Annotated in this window: 19 protein-coding genes and 1 tRNA gene; 4 read left to right on the top strand and 16 right to left on the bottom strand. The window is 64.9% G+C overall.

What is annotated here, in order from left to right:
• Positions 1–9: 9 nt before the first annotated feature.
• The 9 genes from HHA01_RS01480 to pgi all read right to left on the bottom strand — a co-directional run bounded on the left by HHA01_RS01480 (position 10) and on the right by pgi (position 10,499).
• Entirely contained in the window at positions 10–861 is an 852-nt protein-coding gene (locus tag HHA01_RS01480; RefSeq protein WP_141317332.1) for a hypothetical protein, read from the bottom strand.
• A gap of 12 nt (positions 862–873) precedes the next feature.
• Positions 874–1,101 (bottom strand): 30S ribosomal protein S18, encoded by a 228-nt coding sequence (rpsR, locus tag HHA01_RS01475; RefSeq protein WP_141317331.1) that lies wholly within the window; start codon positions 1,099–1,101, stop codon positions 874–876.
• Between the two features lie 33 nt (positions 1,102–1,134).
• Positions 1,135–1,506 carry a 30S ribosomal protein S6 gene (gene rpsF, locus HHA01_RS01470; protein WP_141317330.1) on the bottom strand — a complete coding sequence of 124 codons (372 nt, stop codon included), beginning with the start codon at positions 1,504–1,506 and terminating at the stop codon, positions 1,135–1,137.
• Positions 1,507–1,688: 182 nt separating this feature from the next.
• Entirely contained in the window at positions 1,689–2,543 is an 855-nt protein-coding gene (locus tag HHA01_RS01465; protein WP_141317329.1) for an ion transporter, read from the bottom strand.
• Positions 2,543–3,748 carry a phosphoserine phosphatase SerB gene (serB, locus tag HHA01_RS01460; protein WP_141317328.1) on the bottom strand — a complete coding sequence of 402 codons (1,206 nt, stop codon included), beginning with the start codon at positions 3,746–3,748 and terminating at the stop codon, positions 2,543–2,545. The genes HHA01_RS01465 and serB overlap by 1 nt, the downstream gene beginning before the upstream one ends.
• Positions 3,749–3,836: 88 nt before the next feature.
• Positions 3,837–6,095: a DNA topoisomerase IV subunit A gene (gene parC / locus HHA01_RS01455; protein ID WP_141317327.1), complete on the bottom strand. Its 2,259-nt coding sequence runs from the start codon at positions 6,093–6,095 to the stop codon at positions 3,837–3,839.
• 125 nt (positions 6,096–6,220) lie between these two features.
• Complete coding sequence (gene parE / locus HHA01_RS01450; protein ID WP_141317326.1) at positions 6,221–8,101, bottom strand: DNA topoisomerase IV subunit B; 1,881 nt, start codon at positions 8,099–8,101, stop codon at positions 6,221–6,223.
• Between the two features lie 3 nt (positions 8,102–8,104).
• A complete protein-coding gene (locus HHA01_RS01445; RefSeq protein ID WP_246053773.1) occupies positions 8,105–8,749 on the bottom strand; it encodes a YqiA/YcfP family alpha/beta fold hydrolase in 645 nt (214 codons plus the stop codon).
• Positions 8,750–8,825: 76 nt separating this feature from the next.
• Positions 8,826–10,499, bottom strand: coding sequence for a glucose-6-phosphate isomerase (gene pgi / locus HHA01_RS01440; RefSeq protein WP_141317324.1), 1,674 nt, complete (start codon positions 10,497–10,499; stop codon positions 8,826–8,828).
• A gap of 85 nt (positions 10,500–10,584) precedes the next feature.
• Between pgi and cmoA the strand changes: the two genes are divergently transcribed.
• Positions 10,585–11,328, top strand: a complete 744-nt coding sequence (gene cmoA / locus HHA01_RS01435; RefSeq protein ID WP_141317323.1) for a carboxy-S-adenosyl-L-methionine synthase CmoA — start codon at positions 10,585–10,587, stop codon at positions 11,326–11,328.
• Positions 11,328–12,323, top strand: coding sequence for a tRNA 5-methoxyuridine(34)/uridine 5-oxyacetic acid(34) synthase CmoB (cmoB, locus tag HHA01_RS01430; protein ID WP_141317322.1), 996 nt, complete (start codon positions 11,328–11,330; stop codon positions 12,321–12,323). Before cmoA ends, cmoB begins: the two co-directional genes overlap by 1 nt.
• A gap of 16 nt (positions 12,324–12,339) precedes the next feature.
• On the opposite strand, the gene HHA01_RS01425 is transcribed toward cmoB, so the two are convergent.
• From HHA01_RS01425 to HHA01_RS01410, 4 genes are all read right to left on the bottom strand, one after another.
• Positions 12,340–13,089 carry a metallophosphoesterase gene (locus tag HHA01_RS01425; protein WP_170214815.1) on the bottom strand — a complete coding sequence of 250 codons (750 nt, stop codon included), beginning with the start codon at positions 13,087–13,089 and terminating at the stop codon, positions 12,340–12,342.
• Complete coding sequence (locus HHA01_RS01420) at positions 13,089–13,535, bottom strand: DUF1249 domain-containing protein (RefSeq protein ID WP_141317320.1); 447 nt, start codon at positions 13,533–13,535, stop codon at positions 13,089–13,091. The genes HHA01_RS01425 and HHA01_RS01420 overlap by 1 nt, the downstream gene beginning before the upstream one ends.
• Position 13,536: 1 nt before the next feature.
• Positions 13,537–14,175, bottom strand: a complete 639-nt coding sequence (locus HHA01_RS01415; RefSeq protein ID WP_141317319.1) for an NUDIX domain-containing protein — start codon at positions 14,173–14,175, stop codon at positions 13,537–13,539.
• 79 nt (positions 14,176–14,254) lie between these two features.
• Positions 14,255–14,887 (bottom strand): TRAP transporter TatT component family protein, encoded by a 633-nt coding sequence (locus HHA01_RS01410; protein ID WP_141317318.1) that lies wholly within the window; start codon positions 14,885–14,887, stop codon positions 14,255–14,257.
• Positions 14,888–15,088: 201 nt separating this feature from the next.
• Between HHA01_RS01410 and greB the strand changes: the two genes are divergently transcribed.
• On the top strand, positions 15,089–15,634 hold the full coding sequence (greB, locus tag HHA01_RS01405; protein ID WP_141317317.1) for a transcription elongation factor GreB: 546 nt from the start codon (positions 15,089–15,091) through the stop codon (positions 15,632–15,634).
• Between the two features lie 71 nt (positions 15,635–15,705).
• Here the strand turns inward: greB and HHA01_RS01400 are convergent, their stop codons facing one another.
• Positions 15,706–16,704, bottom strand: coding sequence for a methyltransferase (locus HHA01_RS01400; RefSeq protein ID WP_141317316.1), 999 nt, complete (start codon positions 16,702–16,704; stop codon positions 15,706–15,708).
• A complete protein-coding gene (locus HHA01_RS01395; RefSeq protein WP_141317315.1) occupies positions 16,701–17,504 on the bottom strand; it encodes a methyltransferase domain-containing protein in 804 nt (267 codons plus the stop codon). The genes HHA01_RS01400 and HHA01_RS01395 overlap by 4 nt, the downstream gene beginning before the upstream one ends.
• Before the next feature lie 146 nt (positions 17,505–17,650).
• On the opposite strand from HHA01_RS01395, the gene HHA01_RS01390 reads away from it, so the two are divergent.
• Positions 17,651–17,727: transfer RNA gene (locus tag HHA01_RS01390), tRNA-Arg, on the top strand.
• 10 nt (positions 17,728–17,737) lie between these two features.
• On the opposite strand, the gene HHA01_RS01385 is transcribed toward HHA01_RS01390, so the two are convergent.
• A complete protein-coding gene (locus HHA01_RS01385; RefSeq protein ID WP_141317314.1) occupies positions 17,738–19,714 on the bottom strand; it encodes a sensor domain-containing diguanylate cyclase in 1,977 nt (658 codons plus the stop codon).
• Positions 19,715–19,856: the final 142 nt, after the last annotated feature.

Raw genomic sequence — 19,856 nt, 5'->3', positions numbered from 1 at the left:
AACCTCTTGTCAGTTGCCGCTGCCGAGTCGTGCGCGAATGTTCACGAACGAATCCAGCAGGGCCACGAGCAGCACGATGAGAATCATGGGCCAGGTAAAGATGAGCATCGCGTAGAAGACGCCCAGCCAGATCCCATGCATTCCCTTCAATCCAATAAAACCATGTACCAGGGCGATGCCGGCTATCAGCAGTGGTATCCAGATCAACATGCCGAGTCCCGGCATATCGAGCACGGCACCGGCAACACCGACACCGAGCAATACCAGCAATTCACGCGGCGACAGTCGCAGGGCATGAAACTCCTCGCGAAAGCCCCCCGGATTGTACAACCCGGCCTGCCAGGACCGGGCCAGCGCCAGACAGGCCACTGCCATCAGCAATACTACCAGCCCGGTCACACCACCCATCAGTAGATCGGCGAGTCGTTGGGTATCCACCCCCTGGCTGGCCAGATCATCGAGCATGGTGGCGATCTGGGGCGCTCCCTGATGCAGTTGCTCGAGTAGCGCCTCGGAACTGCCCGGCGGCGTGAAGCTACCTACCTGAATCATCAGGGCCCCGCCAAGGGCACCCACGATCAAGGCCTCGCTCCAGCGCATCCGGGCACGCAGCACCACGGCCATCAGGGTCACCAGCAGAATACTGGAGAGTGGTACAACATCCCCCTGGCTCCACCACCAGCCCGCCGGGACGGTGGCGGCAATGATCACCGGCAGCGCCGATGCCAGCCCCTTGCGCAGCGTCATCAAGGCCGCGATGGCGGCACCCAGCCAGAACAACCAGGGCACCAGCGTGCTGATTGCCGCCCCAAGCATCGCCTGGGGCAGGCCCTGCATCAGCCATCGTGCGACAGGCAGCATCGAGCCGGTAACTTACTGGTGACTATCGGTGTAAGGCAGCAGCGCCAGGTAGCGTGCCCGCTTGATCGCGGTGGACAGCTGACGCTGGTAGCGTGCCTTGGTACCCGTGATGCGGCTGGGAACGATCTTGCCGGTCTCGGTGACATAACCCTTGAGCGTGTCCAGATCCTTGTAGTCGATCTGCTTCACGCCTTCGGCGGTAAAACGGCAAAACTTACGGCGACGGAAAAAGCGTGCCATGTAAAGACTCCTTCAAACGTGCGACGGGTGGGCTCAGGCGGACTCGGCGGTGCGCTGCTTGTCGTCGCGGCGCGCGCGCTTGTCCTCGGCCGGCTTCATCATCGGTGAAGCTTCGGTGATGGCTTCCTTGCAGCGCACCACCAGGCTGCGAATGATGGCATCGTTGAAGCGGAAGATATTCTCGATTTCCTCGAGGGTCTCGCCGCTGCACTCGACGTTCATCAGCACGTAGTGAGCCTTGTGGATCTTGTTGATCGGGTAAGCCATGTGACGGCGCCCCCAATCCTCGAGACGGTGCACGGTGCCGCCGTTCTCGGTGACGAGGCCGGTATAGCGCTCGACCATCGCCGGGACCTGCTCGCTCTGGTCCGGATGGACCATGAAAACGATTTCGTAATGACGCATGGGTTCTCCTTGCGGTTTGGCAGCTTCCGGTGGAGGCAGCAGATGCACCCAGAGGAAGCAAGGAGGTGATTTTCGAAAAAAACACGGTTCCCGCTCGACAGGCGAACGGGCGCAAGTATTTTATAGACTCGGCAGGATGAGCGCAACCGCGGGCCTCTGGCGTTGCCGAGCGGCCCGCCCGGTCACCGGTGGTCGTCGTCCTGGCGCTGCAGTGAAGCCTCGAGGCGAGCGATCTGGCCACTCAACTGGCGCACATCGTGGCGCAGGTCCTGCAGTTCGGCTTCCTCGCCCTCGCCGTTTTCCCGGTCGATGGCGGCACTCTCCTTCTGCATCACGTCCAGCACGATGCCGATCATCATATTCAGGAAGATGAAGGCGGTCAGAAAGATGAAGGTCAGGTAATAGATCCAGCTCCAGGCATAAGCCTCCTGGGTGGCATACATGATGTCGGTCCAGTCCTCGAAGGTCGCGATCCGGAACAGGGTCAGCATCGCCGTGGCAATGTTGCCCCACAGATAGTCATCCACATCGACGAACAGAAAGCTTCCGATGGCGGCATAGATGTAGAAGATGATGAACATCAACAGCGCCACATAGCCCATGCGCGGGATCGACTTGATCAGGGCCGCCATCAGCATGCGCAGCTCCGGGATCATGGACACCAGACGCAATACCCGGAAGATGCGCAGCAGACGCGCCAGCAGCACCATATCGGACCCGCCCAGCGGCACCAGGCTGGCCGTGACGATCAGGAAGTCGAAGACGTTCCAGCCCTGCTTGAAGAAGTCGCGCAGCCGCTTTTCCGCCGCCATGCGGATCACGATCTCCACCAGGAAGAAGACCGTCACCGCCATGTCCATGGCCAGCAGCCAATAGTGGAAGCGACCGGTTTCCGGGTAGGTCTTGGCCCCGACCAACAGGGCCGACACGATGATGATGGCGATCACCAGCGTTTCGAAGATCTTGTTGGCGCGAATACGCTCGAAGCGGTCGCGCCAGGTCAGCGCAGAGGCGCGCGTGCCGAACCATCGTCTCATCAGCTTTCCAGGTCCACCTGTCGGTAGCCGATCAGGTACAGCACCGCATCGAGCCCCAGGGTCGAGATGCTCTGACGGGCCTGCAGCTGCACCATCGGCTTGGCACGAAAGGCAATGCCGAGACCGGCGGCGGCCAGCATCCTGAGGTCATTGGCACCATCGCCGACGGCGATGGTCTGTTCCATGGCAAGCCCTTCGCGCGCGGCGATCCCTTGCAGCAGCTCGGCCTTGCGCTCGGCATCGACGATCGGCTCCCGGACTTCACCGGTCAGCTTGCCGTTGTCGATGACCAGCTCATTGGCATGCACTTCATCGAAGCCCAGTCGTTTCTGCAGATATTCGGCAAAGTAGGTGAAGCCGCCGGAGAGAATCGCGGTGCGATAGCCCAGGCGCTTGAGGTGGTGCATGAGACGCTCGACGCCATCCATGAGCGGCAGGTTCTCGGCGATGTCGGCCAGTACCGACTCGTCCAGCCCCTCGAGCTTGGCCATGCGCTCGCGAAAGCTCTGCTGGAAGTCCAGCTCGCCGCGCATGGCGCGTTCGGTGACCGCGGCCACCTCATCGAAGACTCCATGCCGCCGCGCCAGTTCGTCGATGACTTCGGCCTGGATAAGCGTCGAGTCCATGTCGAAGCACACCAGGCGTCGATGGCGGCGCCAGATCGAGTCCTCCTGCAGGGCGATATCGATGCCATGCACGGCCCCCAGCGCCAGCGCCTTCTCGCGCAGGGCCTCGATATCCACCTCATCGCCGCGCAGCCAGCACTCGACACAGGCTCCATGGGGCGGCGTTTCGCCATCCAGGGGCTCGCGGCCGGAGAGCCGGTGGATCAACTCCACGGTCAGCCCCTGCTCGGCCGTCAGCAGGCCGACCTCGGCCAGGATGCCGGCCGGCAGACGCGGCGCCAGCAGGGTCATGATCAGACGCGGCTGGCCACTCTGCACGCTCCAGCGATGATAATCCTCGGCACTGACCTGCACCGCCTGGACATCGAGCCCCAGCTCGCTGCCCGCCGCCGTGAGCGCCCCCTCCAGATCGGCTTCGTGATCCAGGCCCACCAGCGCCTCCAGCGACAGCATGCCGAAGGTCACGCTCTGGTTGATATCCAGCAGCCGCGCCCCGCTACTCGCCAATGCCCGGCCCAACCCGGCCAGCTGGCCGGGGCGAGCGTTACCCGTCGCACGGATCAAGACTCGTCGTGTCATGTTACTCCTAGAAAGAAGAAGGAAGAGCGGCGCTACGCGCCTGGAAGAAGAAAGAAAGCACTATAACCCACCTCCTGTCTTCCCTCTTCTATCTTCCCTCTTCCGCCTCAAGTCGGTCGACCTTCTGCAGGCCTCTGGGCAACTTGCTGCCGCGGCGCCCGCGCTCACCTCGATAATAGTCCAGCTCGCTGGCCTTGAGGGTCAGCTTGCGCTTGCCGGCGTGCACCACCAGGGCCTGGCCGGGGCCGAGCAGCGCCAGGTCGCGCAGGAATTCCTCGCGCCGTGCCGCACGCGCGCCCGGAATATCGATCATCTTGTTGCCCTTGCCCTTGGCCATCTCGGGCAGTTGCTCCAGCGGGAAGACCAGCAGGCGGCCCTCGTTGGACACCGTGGCGACACTGATCCCCTCGCCTTCCGGCACCTGGATCGGTGGCAATACGTTACAGCCCTTGGGAACCGTCAATACGCCCTTGCCGGCCTTGTTCTTGCCGGTCAGCGATTCCAGCGCAGCGACGAAGCCGTAGCCGCCATCGGAGCACAGCACATACCGTGCTGTCGGCGGGGCCAGCATGACGCCGGCCATGTGCGCCCCGGCCGCCACATTGACCCGGCCGGTCACCGGCTCGCCCTGACTGCGCGCACTGGGCAGGTTATGGGCGGCCAGGGTGTAGGCGCGCCCGGTGTCGTCGAGCAGCACCAGCGGCTGGTTGGTCTTGCCGCGGGCCGCCAGCGCGAAGCGATCCCCCGCCTTGTAGGAAAGCCCCGACGGATCGATGTCGTGGCCCTTGGCACTGCGGATCCAGCCCTTCTCGGAGAGCACCACCGTGACAGGGTCGGCCCCGATCAGCTCGACCTCGGACAGTGCCCTGGCCTCCTGACGTTCGACCAGGGGCGCCCGACGCGCATCACCGTGCTGCTCGGCGGCTTCGCGCAGCTCGCGCTCGATCAGGTCGGTCAGCGCCGCCTCGTTGCCCAGCAGCTCCTTGAGGTGCTTGCGCTCTTCCTCGAGATCGTCCTGCTCGCCACGAATCTTCATCTCTTCGAGCTTGGCGAGGTGGCGCAGACGCAGCTCGAGAATGGCCTCGGCCTGACGCTCGCTCAGCCCGAAGGTCTGGATCAGAGCCGGCTTGGGCTCGTCTTCCTCGCGGATGATACGAATGACCTCATCGATATTGAGGTAGGCCGTCAGCAGGCCCTCGAGGATGTGCAGGCGGTCCTCGACCTTGCCCAGACGATGCTCGAGACGCCGGCGCACCGTGCTGCGCCGGAAGTCCAGCCACTCGCCGAGCATGCCGGCCAGCGACAGCACACGCGGCCGGCCATCCAGGCCGATCACGTTCATGTTGACGCGAATGTTCTTCTCGAGGTCCGTGGTGGCGAACAGATGCGCCATCAGGGATTCGATATCGACCCGGTTGGAACGCGGCTCGATGACCAGCCGCGTGGGCTCCTCATGGGTGGACTCGTCGCGCAGATCGGCGACCATGGGCAGCTTCTTGGCCTGCATCTGTCCGGCAATCTGCTCGAGCACCTTGGCGCCGCTGACCTGATAGGGCAGCGCGGTGATCACCACATTGCCTTCTTCACGCGCGTAACGTGCCCGGACCTTCACCGAGCCACGACCACTCTCGTAGGTCTTGCGCAGCTCCGCCGCCGGCGTGATGATCTCGGCCTCGGTGGGGAAGTCCGGCCCCGGCATGTGCGCCAGCAGGTCGACGGTGGTCGCCTCGGGCTGGCGCAGCAGATGACAGGTGGCCTCGACCACCTCGTGGACATTGTGCGGCGGAATATCCGTCGCCATGCCCACCGCGATGCCGGTCCCGCCATTCAGCAGCACATGCGGCAGGCGCGCCGGCAGCACCACGGGCTCGTTCATGGTGCCGTCGAAGTTGGGCGCCCAGTCCACGGTGCCCTGCCCCAGCTCGCTGAGCAGCACCTCGGAGAACTTCGACAACCGCGCCTCGGTATAGCGCATGGCGGCGAAGGACTTGGGATCGTCCGGGCTGCCCCAGTTGCCCTGGCCATCCACCAGCGGATAGCGGTAACTAAAGGACTGCGCCATCAGCACCATGGCCTCGTAGCAGGCGCTGTCACCGTGCGGGTGAAACTTGCCCAGCACATCGCCGACGGTCCGCGCCGACTTCTTGTACTTGGCGCTGGCACTCAGCGACAGCTCGCGCATGGCGTAGATGATGCGGCGCTGCACCGGCTTCATGCCATCGCCGATATGCGGCAAGGCGCGGTCGAGAATGACGTACATCGAATAATCGAGATACGCCTTCTCGGTATACTCGCGAAGGGACAGACGCTCGACGTCGCCCTCCGCCACCTGGATATCCATGGTCATGGGTTCTGGGCCCTATCTGCCATCAGGAGAAAAACACAGTCAGAACAGGGAAGATCGGCGCTTCGCGCCTTGAAGAAGGAAGAACCCCTAGACTCTCTTCCCTCTTACGTCTTCCTTCTTCTCTCTTACACCTCGATCTCCGCGAGGTTGCCGTAGTCTTCGAGCCAGCTCTTGCGGTCGGCGGCGCGTTTCCTGGCCAGCAGCATGTCCATCATCTCCAGGGTGCCGTCGTCGGCTTCGCGGGTCAGCTGCACCAGGCGCCGGGTCTCGGCGGCCATGGTGGTTTCGCGCAGCTGCAGCGGGCTCATTTCGCCGAGGCCCTTGAAGCGCTGGACATTGGGCGTGCCGCGCTTGCCTTCCAGGCGGCGCAGGATCGCGGCCTTCTCGCTTTCGTCCAGGGCATAGAAGACTTCCTTGCCGAGGTCGATGCGATACAGCGGCGGCATCGCCACATAGACATGGCCGGCATCCACCAGCGCCGGGAAATGGCGCACGAAGAGGGCACACAGCAGTGTGGCGATGTGCAGGCCGTCGGAGTCGGCATCGGCGAGGATGCAGATCTTGTGATAGCGCAGCTTGTCGCGGTTGTCACTGCCGGGCTCCATGCCGATGGCCACGGCGATGTCGTGCACTTCCTGGGAGCCATAGATATCCTGGCCTTCGACTTCCCAGGTATTGAGGATCTTGCCGCGCAACGGCAGGATCGCCTGGGTCTCGCGCTGACGCGCCTGCTTGGCACTGCCGCCGGCACTGTCGCCCTCGACCAGAAACAGCTCGCTGGCTGCCGGGTCCTGACCACTGCAATCGGCCAGTTTGCCGGGCAACGCCGGCCCGGAGGTGATTTTCTTGCGCGCCACCTTCTTGGCACTCTTCTGGCGGCGTTGAGCGGCGCTGATCACCAGCTCGGCCAGGGCCTCACCCTGATCGACGTGATGGTTGAGCCACAGCGAGAAGGCGTCCTTGACGACCCCGGAGACGAAGCCGGAAACCACGCGGGACGACAGGCGCTCCTTGGTCTGGCCGGCGAACTGTGGTTCCAGCATCTTCACCGAGAGCACATAGGAGACGCGCTCCCAGAGATCCTCGGCGGTCAGCTTGACGCCCCGCGGCAACAGGCTGCGGTATTCGCAGAACTCGCGCAGCGCCTCCAGCATCCCGGCCCTCAGGCCGTTCACGTGGGTCCCGCCGAGCGGTGTGGGGATCAGGTTGACGTAGCTCTCCAGCAAGGGTTCACCGCCCTCGGGGAGCCACTGAATGGCCCAGTCCACGGCCTGCTCGTCGTCGGCGAAATGCCCCACGAAGGGCGCGGCCGGCAGGACCTCGTAGCCATCGGTCGCCTGGGACAGGTAGTCACGCAGGCCGTCCTCGAACTGCCAGACACTCTCGGTACCATCGGCTTCGACCAGGGTCACCTTGAGCCCCGGGCAGAGCACCGCCTTGGCCCGCAGCAGGTGCTTGAGACGCGGCAGCGAGAGTTTCGGCGAATCGAAGTAGCTGACTTCCGGCCAGAAGCGCACCAGGGTGCCGGTCGATCGCTTGGCCACCGAGCCGATGACCGACAGCTCCGAGGCCTTCTCGCCATGCTCGAAGGCCATCTGGTGGCGGCTGCCATCCTTGAGCACCTCGATCTCGAGGCGCCGGGAAAGCGCATTGACCACCGAGACGCCGACACCGTGCAGGCCGCCGGAAAAGCGATAGCTGGAGGCCGAGAACTTGCCGCCGGCATGCAGCTTGGTCATGATCAGCTCGATACCCGAGACACCATGCTGCGGATGGATATCGATGGGCATGCCGCGGCCATCGTCGCTGACCTCGACCCCGCCATCCTCGAACAGGCGTACCGTGATCACCCCGGCATGGCCACCCAGCGCTTCATCGACACTGTTATCGATGACCTCCTGGATCAGGTGGTTGGGGCGCGACGTGTCGGTATACATGCCGGGGCGCTTGCGTACGGGCTCGAGCCCGGCGAGCACCTCGATGGAACTGGCACTGTACTGTGTCATGCATCACCCGGACTGGTTAGGGTCATTTGGTTCCTTCCTCAACGCTGTGGCCCGCTCCGCGGACAGGGCGTGACCGCCATGAGCCATGATGGCCGGCAGATAATCCGCCAGCGCACTGAAGCCGTGATCACCCCCGGGGTGCAGGATGGTGCGTGCGCCCCGGTACAGCTGCCAGGCATCCTGCGGCGCCAGCGTGGCGTCGGCGGTGCCCAGCAACAAAAGATAGCGCCAGGGCGAGACGGATGCCGGGGTCATGGCCGCCAGTGCTCGACGATGGGCGTCCTCCACCCGAAAGTGCTCGCCAGTGTAAGGGTTGACGTGGGGCCTGCCGACCCAGTCGGCCACCAGCCGCGCCGGTGCCACGGCCGGATTGATCAGCGCAGCCGTCAACTCATGGCGTTCGGCCAGCACGCTGGCCAGAAAGCCGCCCATGGAGCTGCCGACGACCATGGGCGCCGCCCCCAGCCCGGCCAGCTCGGCCTCGGACAGGGCCAGGGCCTGGTCGGGGCGGTGAGGCAGGTCCGGCGTCGCACACGGCAGTGACAGGCCTTCACAGGCCTCGCACACCAGGGCGGCCTTGGGTGAGGCACTGCCACTGTTGAAGCCGTGCAGGTAGAGCACACCACTGGCGGTCGGCAAAGCGGGCATGGCATTCAGCATACGCGAAAAACTGTATATATGGCCAGCATGAAAGATCCGCGCCGGAGGCCCCAGGCGACCGGGTTCACGACTCTGCCGCCCAGACGGCCTCGATCAATCCGCGGGTGGAATCATCCATGCCATCGATGCCGGCCTGGTGCTCCAGAATGCGGCGCGTTTCGCCGGCCAGGGTCTTGCCCAGCTCGACGCCCCACTGGTCGAAGGGATTGATATCCCAGATGGTCGCCTGCACGAAGACCTTGTGTTCGTAGAGCGCCACCAGGGCACCCAGGGTGCGCGGTGTCAGGCGGTCGAGCAGCAGGGTGCTGGAGGGCTGGTTGCCGGCATAACGCTTGTGGCCCGGGCGCGGCCCGTCCTCGTCGAGTGCCGCATCGCCCAGCATCAGGGCCCGCGACTGGGCGAAACAGTTGGCCAGGGTGAGACGATGCTGGCTCATCAGGTGGTCCCGGGTCGCCGGGTCGTCCACATCGTCATAGCGCACCCTCGGGGCGATGAAGTCGCACACTACCGACTGGGTGCCCTGATGCAACAGCTGATAGAAGGCGTGCTGGGCATTGGGACCGAGCTGCCCCCAGAGCACCGGGCAGGTCGAATAGTTGACCGGCTCGCCATCATGATTGACCGACTTGCCGTTGGACTCCATTTCCAGCTGCTCGAGGTAGGCCGCGAAGTATTCCAGCCGGCCGTCATAGGGCAGGATCGAATGGGCCCGGATATCCAGGAAGTTGACATTCCAGATACCCGCCAGCGCCAGCAGCACCGGCAGGTTGTCGCCCAGCTCGGCCTCGCTGAAGTGTCGGTCCATGTCGTGCGCGCCGGCGAGCAGCTCGCGGAAGTTGTCCATGCCGACGACCAGGGCGATGGGCAGTCCGATGCCACCCCAGAGGGAATAGCGCCCGCCGACCCACTCCCAGAACTCCAGCTGGTGCGCATCATCGATGCCCCACTCGCGCATCTTCTCGGGGCTCGCCGAGACACCGATGAAATGCTGACGCATCAACAGCGACTCGTCGACACCCTCCTCGCGGTCGCTGCCCAGCAGCCGCGCCTTCAGCCAGTCCCGCGCGGTCCGCGCATTGGTCAGGGTATCGATGGTCGTGAAGGACTTGGACGACAGCACGAAGAGCGTCGTCTCCGGGTTGAGGCGGCCCAGGTAGTCGGCGAGTTGCGAGCCGTCCATGGTCGAGGCGAAATGCACATCGATGTGGTAATGCCCCTGCGGGCGGTAGTCCGCCAGTGCATGCGTGACCATCAGCGGACCGAGGTCGGAACCGCCGACGCCCAGGTTGACCACATCGCGGATCGGCTTGCCGGTGGCGCCGCGCCATTGACCGGCGTGGAAGCGTTCGACCATGCGCTCCATGCGCGCCAGGGTGTCATGCACCGAGGCCACCAGGTCCTCGCCTTCCACCTCGAGCCTGGCGTCCGCCGGCAGGCGCAGGGCCGTGTGCAGGGCGGGCCGATTCTCGCTCAGGTTGAGGCGCTCGCCGGCCAGCAGGCCGCGGATCGAGTCCTCGACACCGGCCTCCCTGGCCAGGTTCAACAACAGCTCCAGGGTCCGGCTGTCCCAGCGCTGCTTGGACAGATCCAGCGTCAGGCCGGCCGCCTCGCGGCTGAAATCGGCAAAGCGTGCCTGATGGCCGGCGAACAGCTCGCGCAGGTGACGCTGCCCCATGCCCTCGGCATGCTCGGCCAGCGCTCGCCAGGCCTCCCTGTGTTCCACGGGGCATTGGCTCATCAATCCACTCCTGATCGTCCTGTGTGCAGCCTGCGGCAGGGAAGCGTAGAATGACGGGCTTCCAGCCCAACGCTTCGACCTTCCCATGAGTAATGCATCTTACCGTGACGGCATCTTTTCGACACCCCTGGACAGAGTCGCACGCTTTTCCTTCGATGAACGCGTGGTCGCCTGCTTCCCGGACATGATCCGTCGCTCCGTGCCCGGTTACGGGCAGATCCTGGCCATGCTGGGGCCGCTGGCCCGGCGACATCTGCGTCATGGCGGCCACGTCCATGACCTGGGCTGCTCACTGGGCGCCGCCGGCCTGGCCCTGGCCGGCCAGCTGCCGCCCGATGCCTTCCGCTATACCGGCATCGACCTGTCGCCGGCCATGGTCGAGCGTGCCAGCCAGACCCTGCGCGAGGAATGCCCCGCCCATGACATGACGGTGATCGAGGACGATATCCGCCGGCATGCCTTCGAGGCCTCGGGCATGATCCTGCTCAACTTCACCCTGCAGTTTCTCGCCCCCGAGGATCGCAACAGCGTCATCGCGCGCCTCTACGAGGCACTCGAGCCCGGCGGCGTGCTGATCCTGTCCGAAAAGATCGTCGCCGATGATGAACAGGACAATGCCTGGCTGGTCGAGCGCTACCACGACTTCAAGCGCGCCAATGGCTACAGCGACCTGGAAATCAGCCAGAAGCGCACCGCCCTGGAAAACGTCCTGGTGCCGGACACCCTGGCGGCCCATCATGCCCGACTCGCGGACGCCGGCTTCAGCCGTTCGTTGACCTGGTTCCAGTACCTGAACTTCGCCGCTGTGATCGCCTTCAAGGAGGCCTGATGTCGACCCGCCACGACGTGCACCGTCCGCTGTACCAGGCCTTGCTCGATCAGCGACTCGACCGCTGGCTGGCCAGACTGCCCGAACAGCTCGACCAAGCCCTCGACCCCAAACGCTATGGCGACCTGCCGGCCTGGGAAAAGGCCGTGGCCAAACTGCCGGCACTGCCCGAGCCGCGGCATGTGGCGCTCGATGCCGACAGCGTGACGGTGGACTGCGAGCTCGATGCCAGCCGGCAGCGCCAGTGCGAGAATCTGTTGCGCGCCTTGGCGCCCTGGCGCAAGGGCCCCTACCGACTCGGTGGCGTCAGCATCGACAGCGAATGGCGCTCGGACTGGAAGTGGCAACGCCTGGCGCCTCACCTGGCACCGCTGCGTGGGCGTCGAGTACTCGATGTCGGTGGTGGCAATGGCTATCACGCCTGGCGCATGACCGGTGCCGGTGCCGCCTTCACGCTGGTCATCGACCCCTCACCACGTTTTTTCTGGCAGTTCCAGGCGGTACGCCATTTCATCGGCGAGGCGGACCAGGGGCGCACCCACTTCCTTCCGGTGGGTATCGAGGCGGTACCGGAGAACCTGGCGGCGTTCGATACCGTCTTCTCCATGGGCGTGCTCTATCACCGCCCCTCGCCCCTGGAACACCTGCTCCAGCTCAAGGCGGCCCTGCGACCGGGCGGCGAGCTGGTGCTGGAAACCCTGGTGGTGCGCGGCGACGCCACCACAGTGCTGCTGCCGGGCGAGCGTTACGCCGCCATGCCGAACGTCTACTTCCTGCCGTCCTCCGCCGCGCTGACGGGCTGGCTGGAACGCTGCGGCTTCGAGAATGTCCGCGTCGTCGACGAGGCCGACACCCGGCTCGACGAGCAGCGCGCCACCGACTGGATGACCTTCCAGTCCCTGGCCGACTTCCTCGACCCGAGGGATCCGAGCCTGACCCGGGAGGGCTATCCGGCGCCACGCCGCGCCGTCATCATCGCCAACCGTCCCGGCTAGGCAGTGCTGCGGCGGCTCAAGGCAGAGGGACGCGCACCACCCGGGTCGACACGGCTCCATTGTCGGCAGATGGCGGCAGGTCGATGATGCGAAAGCCCGGAAGGGCTTCACTGTCGACGGCAAAGGCCCGGGAGCCGGGCAGGAACTGGTCCGAGGTCGACGGGCAGGCATGCACCGGCACCTCTCCCCGGGGTAGCGCCTGTCGCGTATCAAAGGCCTGGTGCACATGACCGCAGAAGATCGCCTCGACCGGCTCATGCGCGGCCAGCACTTGCCAGAACTCGGCCGCATCGACGAGCCCCAGGGCATCGATCCAGGCCGAGCCGACCGCCAGCGGCGGATGATGCATGGCCAGCAGAGGGGCTCGCTGGCTCCTGCTCAATTCGGCATCCAGGGCGGCAAGCCGTTCGGGGCCCAGCTTGCCGTGCGCCTCGCCGATGACCTGGGTATTCAACAGCAGCATGTCGACCGAGCCCAGGTCGACCCGGGTCGTCGGCGCCTGAAACTGCTGCATAAGGGCGGGCACATCATGATTGCCGGGCAGCCAGTACCAGGGGCATTCCAGACGCGCCAGTTCGCGCTCCGCCAGCACATAGGAAGCCTGGCTGTCGTCCTGGCTGATATCGCCCGTGACCAGCAACATGTCCGGCTGATAACGGGCCACCTCATCGAGGACTCGACACCATTGGCGGTAGGGGTTGCCGGTTCTGGAGCGTGCCGCCGGGTCGGCGTGCAGGTGGCAGTCGCTGACCTGGATCAGGCGCATCAGGGTAATTCGGGAATATCGATGGCATGACCATGCGCCAGGCCGTGATCCAGCCATTCACCGAGAAACCGGTTGAGCTGGAGCTTTTCGTCGGGCTGATGCATGCGTGCATTGGGATAGCGATAACGGCCATCGAAGTGCCGCTGGCGCTGGAAGTCGTTGACCTCGGCCATGCGCACATCGTGGTAGAGGTGCACCCGCATGCGCGGCGTTTCCAGTAGCGAATCCAGCACACCGCGCTGGGAGACACGCACGATGCTGGTATAGGGCGCGCGTTCCAGGAGCTCCAGGCACAGGATGCCCAGGCGCCTGCCCTGGCCGAACAGCTCGTACTCGCGGGTCTCGCCGGCCTCCATGTCGCCCAGCAGGCGCATCAGGCGCACGAAGTTGGCCGTGCACTCTCCCTGGAGGTCCTTCAGATCGGTCACATAGGCACTCTTCGACACGCTATCTCCTTGCTCTGAGTGAGGCTCGTCGCGCGGCCAGCCAGTGAAAGCCGATCAGGCACATGGCATTATCGAGCCGCCCCGCCTGGAGCAGTTCCCAGCAACGCGGGAATGATAGCACATGCACGCGAATATCCTCGTGCTCCTCGGCCAGGCCGTGCACACCGCCCAGGCCACGGCTGTCGATCAGTCCGCAGAACAGGGTCACCTGCTCATCGCAGGCACCGGGGCTGGGATAGTAGGTGTGCACTTCATGCAGCTCGCCGACGCTGCAGCCGGCTTCCTCCATGGCCTCGCGACGCGCCACCTCGGCGGCCGTCTCGCCCGGCTCCACCAGGCCGGCGACGCACTCGAGCTTCCAGGGCGAGACGGGGTCATCGATGGCCCCGGCACGGAACTGCTCGACCAGCACCACGGCGTCACGCTCGGCATCATAGAGCAGCACGCCCACCGCATCATGGCGATGATGCACCTCGCGGGTCATGGTCGCGCTCCAGCCCCCTTCGAAGAGGCGGTGGCGCAACCTCAGGGCATCCAGACGAAAGAACCCCTGGTAGAGATAGCGCCGCTCGAGGAGGTCGACATCATCGGCGCCGAACGCCGCACTGGCCGATGCATGATCCTCATCCGCTGCCGACATGGAGCCTCCGATTGTGGCAAAAGGGCCATTATCGGGACCATGTCAGGGCTTCGGCAAGCAGAAGGCGACACTGGCCCGGTTATTTCAGCTCATCGACCAGCACAGCCGCCCTCTCGCGCAGGGTCTCATCCCAGGCCGTCACACTGGCGCGCGCCTCGCCCTCCCGGGCCTGCCGCGCATGCTCGAGCGCCTGCGCATCACGCCCCTCGTCTGCGAGGAAGACCGCGTAATAGTAATGGGCCGCGATGCCGTGAGGCTGCAGCTCCAGGGCGCGCTGGAACATGGCCTCGGCCGTCTCGTCATCGCCGAAGGCCACCGGCCAGCCAGGCGCCCGAGCATAGAGTGCTCCCAGGGTGACATGCGCCGAGCCCTGTCGACCCTGCGGATCCAGCTCGATGGCACGTTCCAGCACACGCCTCGCCTGCTTGGCAGGGCCCAGCGCATCGAGCCCGCCGGTTTCGCGCGCCAGCGAGGCCAGAATGATGCCCTGATTGATCAGTACCTCGCTGACATCCGGGTTGGCCTGTGCCAGCGCCGCTGCCTCTTCTGACAGGGCCGACAGGGCGTCGGCACGACGCGATGCCGCCATGCTGGTGGAAATATTCTCCCAGCGCCGCGTCTGCGCAAAGACCTCCTCCTGCCAGGCATGGGCCAGGGACGACATCCCCAGACAAAAACAGATTGCGACGGCAGGCCACAGGCGTTGGCGCATGATGAGCTCCTCGAGAAGGGTTGGAGAGATATTGTTGGCAAGACCTTTAGAATGAAATGTAACGAACGTTTGAATTATTCGCCAGTCGCCGCTTCTCTGTTACTGCCGTCATGACGTGGCCCCTGACCCGGCGGCGCATGAATTGCCTGGCGTCCACGCATGACGTATGTTGCGGGGGCCACCCTGCACGAGGCGCGATCCATGAAAGGCCGCAACATGACCCGCTGGCGCGACCCCGCCAAGGACCCGCGCCAGGAACCCAAGAGCAACCTGATCACCGCCGAGGGCGCTCAACGCCTGCGCGGCATTCTCGACCACCTGTCCCGCGTCAAGCGCCCCGCCCTCTCCACCAAGGTAGGCGAGGCCGCCGCGCTCGGCGACCGTAGCGAGAACGCCGATTACACCTACAACAAGAAAGAGCTCAACCGGGTCATCGCCCGCATCCGCTATCTGACCAAACGGCTCGACGAGCTTCAGGTGGTAGACCGCCTGCCGGCCGACACCCGGCGCATCTTCTTCGGCGCCTTCGTGACGCTGGAGGATGAAGAAGGCGAAACCATGCAGCTACGCATCGTCGGCCATGACGAAACCGATACCGACAAGCACTGGATCAGCGTCGATGCCCCGCTCTCCAGGGCGCTGCTGGGCAAGGGGCTGGATGACGAAGCCACCGTCGCCGCCCCCGGCGGGGAAACCACCTACCTGATCACCGCCATCGAGTATCGCGACCCGCAGGCGGGTAGCTGAAAGCCGTAAGCCAGCAGGCCTCTTCGAAAAGCTCGGTATCAAGGTATTACTTATCGCTTACAGCTTATAGCTTACAGCTCCGGGCGCTTCACGGCGCGATAGACGCGGAAGCGCTGGTCATCCGCCAGGATCTCGAAACCGCCGAAGGCCCGCTCGAGCAGGTCCGGATATGGCAGGAAGGCATTGGCGACCATCAGCAACTGACCACCGGGTTCCAGATGCTCCGGGGCCTCGGCAATCAGGCGGCCGGCCGGGCCATGGTCCACGGCACGTTCCTGGTGAAAGGGAGGATTGCTGACGATGGCCTGGAAGCGTCGATCCCCGAGACCCGCATACAGATCGGCATGGCACACTTCACCCACCAGGTCGTTGGCGGCCAGTGTGCGTCGTGTGGCCTCGACCGCGAAGCCATTGACGTCCACTGCCGTGACCGTCAGCCCACGACGCGCCAGCCAGGCCGCCAGAATGCCATCCCCGCATCCCATGTCGAGGACCGCCCCCTGTTCGGGGAGGCAGGCATCAAGCTGTGACAGCAGCAGACGAGTGCCGTCATCCAGCTTGCCGTGCCCGAAGACCCCGGGGTGGCTGACCAGGTCAAGGCCCGCCGCCTCGAACTGCTGCCAGGCGGCATCCGGGTCGATCCCCACGCGATCCAGCTGAGACGCAAACAGGCTGCAGCGCCGCGCACTGTCGAGCTTGCGACAGCCCAGGCCAAGCGCCGCCAGTACCTTCAAGACGCGCTTGATACCACCCTGATGCTCGCCCACCACCTGCAGTGGCGTGCCCGGCTCGAGCCGGGCACACAGCCACAGCAGCCACCACTCACCGAGGGCATGCGCCTTGGGCCAGAACAGCACCACGCCGGCAGGCGCGGGCAGATCCTCGGCAAAGGGGCCACTGGCCACCCCGCCCTGCGTCTGCCAGTCGTGCAACCGCACCCGGTCGGCCGACAGCAGGTGCCCGCCGGCACTCCCGAGCCAGCTGTCTCCGGGCGGGCCGACCCATAACCAGTCACGGTAATCCGTCGACTGACGCTGGAGAAGCTGGCAGACAGGGGTTTCGGCCTTCATCGATCATCGTCCTCGTCACGGGCGGGAACCAGGGTGTACAACAGATAGCGTCCCAGACGCCAGTAGGGTTCGTCACGGCAGTAACGCCATTCCAGCTCGAGCAGTCGCTCGTCCATCCCGGCAGTCTCGACGGGCTGTTGCAGATAGTCGTCGAAGACCCGGATGCCGGCATGGTGTGTCACCCTGAGCCCGCTCTCCTCGGCCCAGCGCATCACCTCCGCGTGACGCACCGGCGAGATGGGCGTCAACCGCTTGCCCTTGCCCAGGCCGGCGAGCCGGTCATCCATGACACGCTCCAGATTGCCCTTGAGCACATTCGAGAAACGCAGTGCATCATGATTGAAGACCATCAGCGACAACTGGCCATCCGGGGCGAGCAGGCCGGCCAGGGTCGCCAGGGCAGCTCGCGGATCGGCCATCCACTCGAGCACGGCATGACAAGTCACCAGCGGCCAGGGGCCCGGCGCCTGCTCCGGCAGGGCCTGAAGCGGCAGGGCCCGCAACGCGACATCCGTATCGGCGAGCGCCGCGCCAGCCCGTTCGAGCATGTCCCGGGCCGGTTCGCAGAGCGTAACCGGGTGACCACGCCGGGCCAGCCAGCCGGATAGCTGGCCGAGACCGCCGCCGACATCCAGCGCCGGCTGCGACCGCAGTGCCAACATCTCTGGTAGCAGGCGCTCCAGCAATGCCAGACGCAGGGCCCCTCGACGCTTGGCATAGAGGCTATTGGCAAACTTGTCGGCCATGCCATCGAAATGGCGATCACCGTGGGCTGAGAAGGTCGGCTCGATGACGGTCATGCTCGACGGATAAGTGTGGCGGCATTCTAACCTGAAAACCTCCGCGACACTCAGGGGGTGTTTACAAACGACGGTGCTCGGCCAGGGCTATCGGGTTTATCTCGGCGCATCGGCCGCTTATACTACGCACCGGCTCATCAACCCCCGCCCTCTTAGCTCAGCAGGATAGAGCAGCCGCCTCCTAAGCGGCAGGTCACTGGTTCGAATCCAGTAGAGGGCGCCATCTATCTACCTCACCCCCGGATGACGACCCCATCTCGCCCTGCTCGCTTGGCTTCATAGCATGCCTCATCGGCGCGCTGCATGATGCTGCTGATGCGCTGGTCCGGGCCCGCGAAGCATGTCACGCCAACACTCAGGGTCACACTGAATGCCTGCCCCTGGTGATAGACCCTCAACTGACGGATGGCCTCACGCAGTGAGTCGGCAATGCGCCGGGCCTGCTCGACGGTGCAGCTCGGCAACAGCACGGCGAACTCGTCGCCGCCCTGACGCGCCGCATGATCGCTGCGCCGGATGGACCGCTTCAGCTCCCGGGCCACCCGGCACAGCATGTCATCCCCCAGGGCATGGCCGCCGATATCATTGATGGGCTTGAAACGGTCCATGTCGAATACCATCAGCACCGAGGGCGTCCCCATCTTGCGCCAGTCGGCCAGCGCCTCCTCGAGGCGGCGCTCGAGGCCGCGCCGATTGAGCAGTCCGGTCAGCGGGTCATGCTCAGCTTCCCACTGGCGCAGCGCCTCTTCCTCGCGACGCTGGGTAATATCCTTGACTGTGCCGACGAAGCCAAGATGGCCATCCTCGGTCGATACCCGCCTGGCATGCACTTCGAGCCACAGCACCTCACCCTTGCGGTGCCAGTAACGATACTGCTGCAGGAAGTCCTCGCCGCTAAGCAGGCTATGCTGCCACAGGTCCTGCATGGCCTGACGGTCATCCGCGTGTACGCGATTCAGCCATGCCATGGGGTTGGTCGCGATCTCCTGGTATCCGGTCAGCTCCACCAGCGCCGGATTGACATAGGAAATGGCACCATCGGGCTCGGTCACGAAAATCCCGACCGGGGAAGACGACAGGATGGCATCGAGAAACGCCTGACGTTCGCGGGAGCGCGCCAGGGCCTGCCCACGCTCGACCTCGACGCGATTGAAAGTGGTGGCGACACGCTGCAGCTCCTGCATGCGCGTGGCCAGGGCCACCTGGGTACGCTTGCCGGCCCCGATCTCGCCGATCTGCCTCTCCAGCCGATAGAGGGGACGCAGGGACAACCATACCAGCCAGCCCATGACAGGCATCATCAACCCCGCCACCAGCAGAGCCCACCAGCCGAGCCGGCCGACTCTCTCCAGAAGGGGGGAAAGCACCTGATCGCGAGGCAGGACCACGCTGACGACCCAATCGGCCGGCCATATCTGACGATAGGCCTGATAGCCCAGCTCACCGTTGGGCAGCTCACCGAGCACCTCCCCTTCCCAGCCGAACAGTGACAGGTGGGCCCAGGAGTTGGCCCGAGCATCGGGCACTTCGGAGAGGATCCGCGAGCGATCCGGGTGGTAGAGGACCTGACCCGAGGACGTCATGACACTAGCGAATCCCTCGAGGCCCAGGCGAATGCGTGACAGGCGGTTGAAGAGGCCACCATCGCGGATATTGACGATACCACCGACCATGCCCTGGAAGTTGCCGGCAACGTCCAGGCGCGGCACGACGAAGACGATCAGCGACTCCTGGCTTGCTCGCCCGCGGAAGGGATCGCTGACATAGGGGGTCTTGAACGCCTCGAGGTGCTGAAAGTACTCGCGACCCGAGACATCCAGCCCGACACGACCCTCGACATTGGGCCAGTCGGCCAGTACCTGGCCCTCGCCATCGACGACGAAGAGCCCCTCGAACCACTCGAGCAAGGCGTCACTGTCCCGCAGCACATCGCGATACTGACTTGCCGAAGCCTGTACCGGCACTCGCCCCGCCAGGCGCTGCAGTGCCGACAGCCGGGAATCCACCTGCTGAGTGAGTTCGTCGGCTATCAAGCGGGCTTCATAACGCAAATGCATGCGACTCGAGTCACCCGCCAGCGTCTCGGCCGAGCGCCAGCCGAAGCCCAGCAACAGGGCCAGCACGACCGCCCAGGTGACGAACAGCCCGAGCAGTAAACGTCCCTTGAGGGACAGGGCACCATGCAGATAGCGGGCGAAGGGTGCTGACACTTGGGCTCCTCGCGTACCGGCACTGGCGGCTCTCGCAGCGCCTGAGCGGCCACGATGCAGCTTCAGTTGACGAAGGGATTAGCGATGAAGATATTAGCCGAGCACGTGACAATGCAAGCTGCCACGTGCTCATCGGCTCACC

It is taken from the genome of Halomonas halmophila, assembly GCF_006540005.1.
Classification (GTDB): domain Bacteria; phylum Pseudomonadota; class Gammaproteobacteria; order Pseudomonadales; family Halomonadaceae; genus Halomonas; species Halomonas halmophila.
Note: the sequence above shows the minus strand (reverse complement) of the source record. Positions and strands in the feature narration are given on the sequence as shown.

Coding starts and splice junctions, on each gene's coding strand:
- rpsF (WP_141317330.1), bottom strand. CDS start 1,506: ATGCGTCATTACGAAATCGTTTTCATGGTCCATCCGGACCAGAGCGAG.
- HHA01_RS01480 (WP_141317332.1), bottom strand. CDS start 861: ATGCTGCCTGTCGCACGATGGCTGATGCAGGGCCTGCCCCAGGCGATG.
- parC (WP_141317327.1), bottom strand. CDS start 6,095: ATGACCATGGATATCCAGGTGGCGGAGGGCGACGTCGAGCGTCTGTCC.
- HHA01_RS01425 (WP_170214815.1), bottom strand. CDS start 13,089: ATGCGCCTGATCCAGGTCAGCGACTGCCACCTGCACGCCGACCCGGCG.
- rpsR (WP_141317331.1), bottom strand. CDS start 1,101: ATGGCACGCTTTTTCCGTCGCCGTAAGTTTTGCCGTTTTACCGCCGAA.
- HHA01_RS01415 (WP_141317319.1), bottom strand. CDS start 14,175: ATGTCGGCAGCGGATGAGGATCATGCATCGGCCAGTGCGGCGTTCGGC.
- HHA01_RS01410 (WP_141317318.1), bottom strand. CDS start 14,887: ATGCGCCAACGCCTGTGGCCTGCCGTCGCAATCTGTTTTTGTCTGGGG.
- cmoA (WP_141317323.1), top strand. CDS start 10,585: ATGAGTAATGCATCTTACCGTGACGGCATCTTTTCGACACCCCTGGAC.
- serB (WP_141317328.1), bottom strand. CDS start 3,748: ATGACACGACGAGTCTTGATCCGTGCGACGGGTAACGCTCGCCCCGGC.
- HHA01_RS01395 (WP_141317315.1), bottom strand. CDS start 17,504: ATGACCGTCATCGAGCCGACCTTCTCAGCCCACGGTGATCGCCATTTC.
- pgi (WP_141317324.1), bottom strand. CDS start 10,499: ATGAGCCAATGCCCCGTGGAACACAGGGAGGCCTGGCGAGCGCTGGCC.
- HHA01_RS01465 (WP_141317329.1), bottom strand. CDS start 2,543: ATGAGACGATGGTTCGGCACGCGCGCCTCTGCGCTGACCTGGCGCGAC.
- HHA01_RS01400 (WP_141317316.1), bottom strand. CDS start 16,704: ATGAAGGCCGAAACCCCTGTCTGCCAGCTTCTCCAGCGTCAGTCGACG.
- HHA01_RS01445 (WP_246053773.1), bottom strand. CDS start 8,749: ATGCCCGCTTTGCCGACCGCCAGTGGTGTGCTCTACCTGCACGGCTTC.
- cmoB (WP_141317322.1), top strand. CDS start 11,328: ATGTCGACCCGCCACGACGTGCACCGTCCGCTGTACCAGGCCTTGCTC.
- parE (WP_141317326.1), bottom strand. CDS start 8,101: ATGACACAGTACAGTGCCAGTTCCATCGAGGTGCTCGCCGGGCTCGAG.
- greB (WP_141317317.1), top strand. CDS start 15,089: ATGAAAGGCCGCAACATGACCCGCTGGCGCGACCCCGCCAAGGACCCG.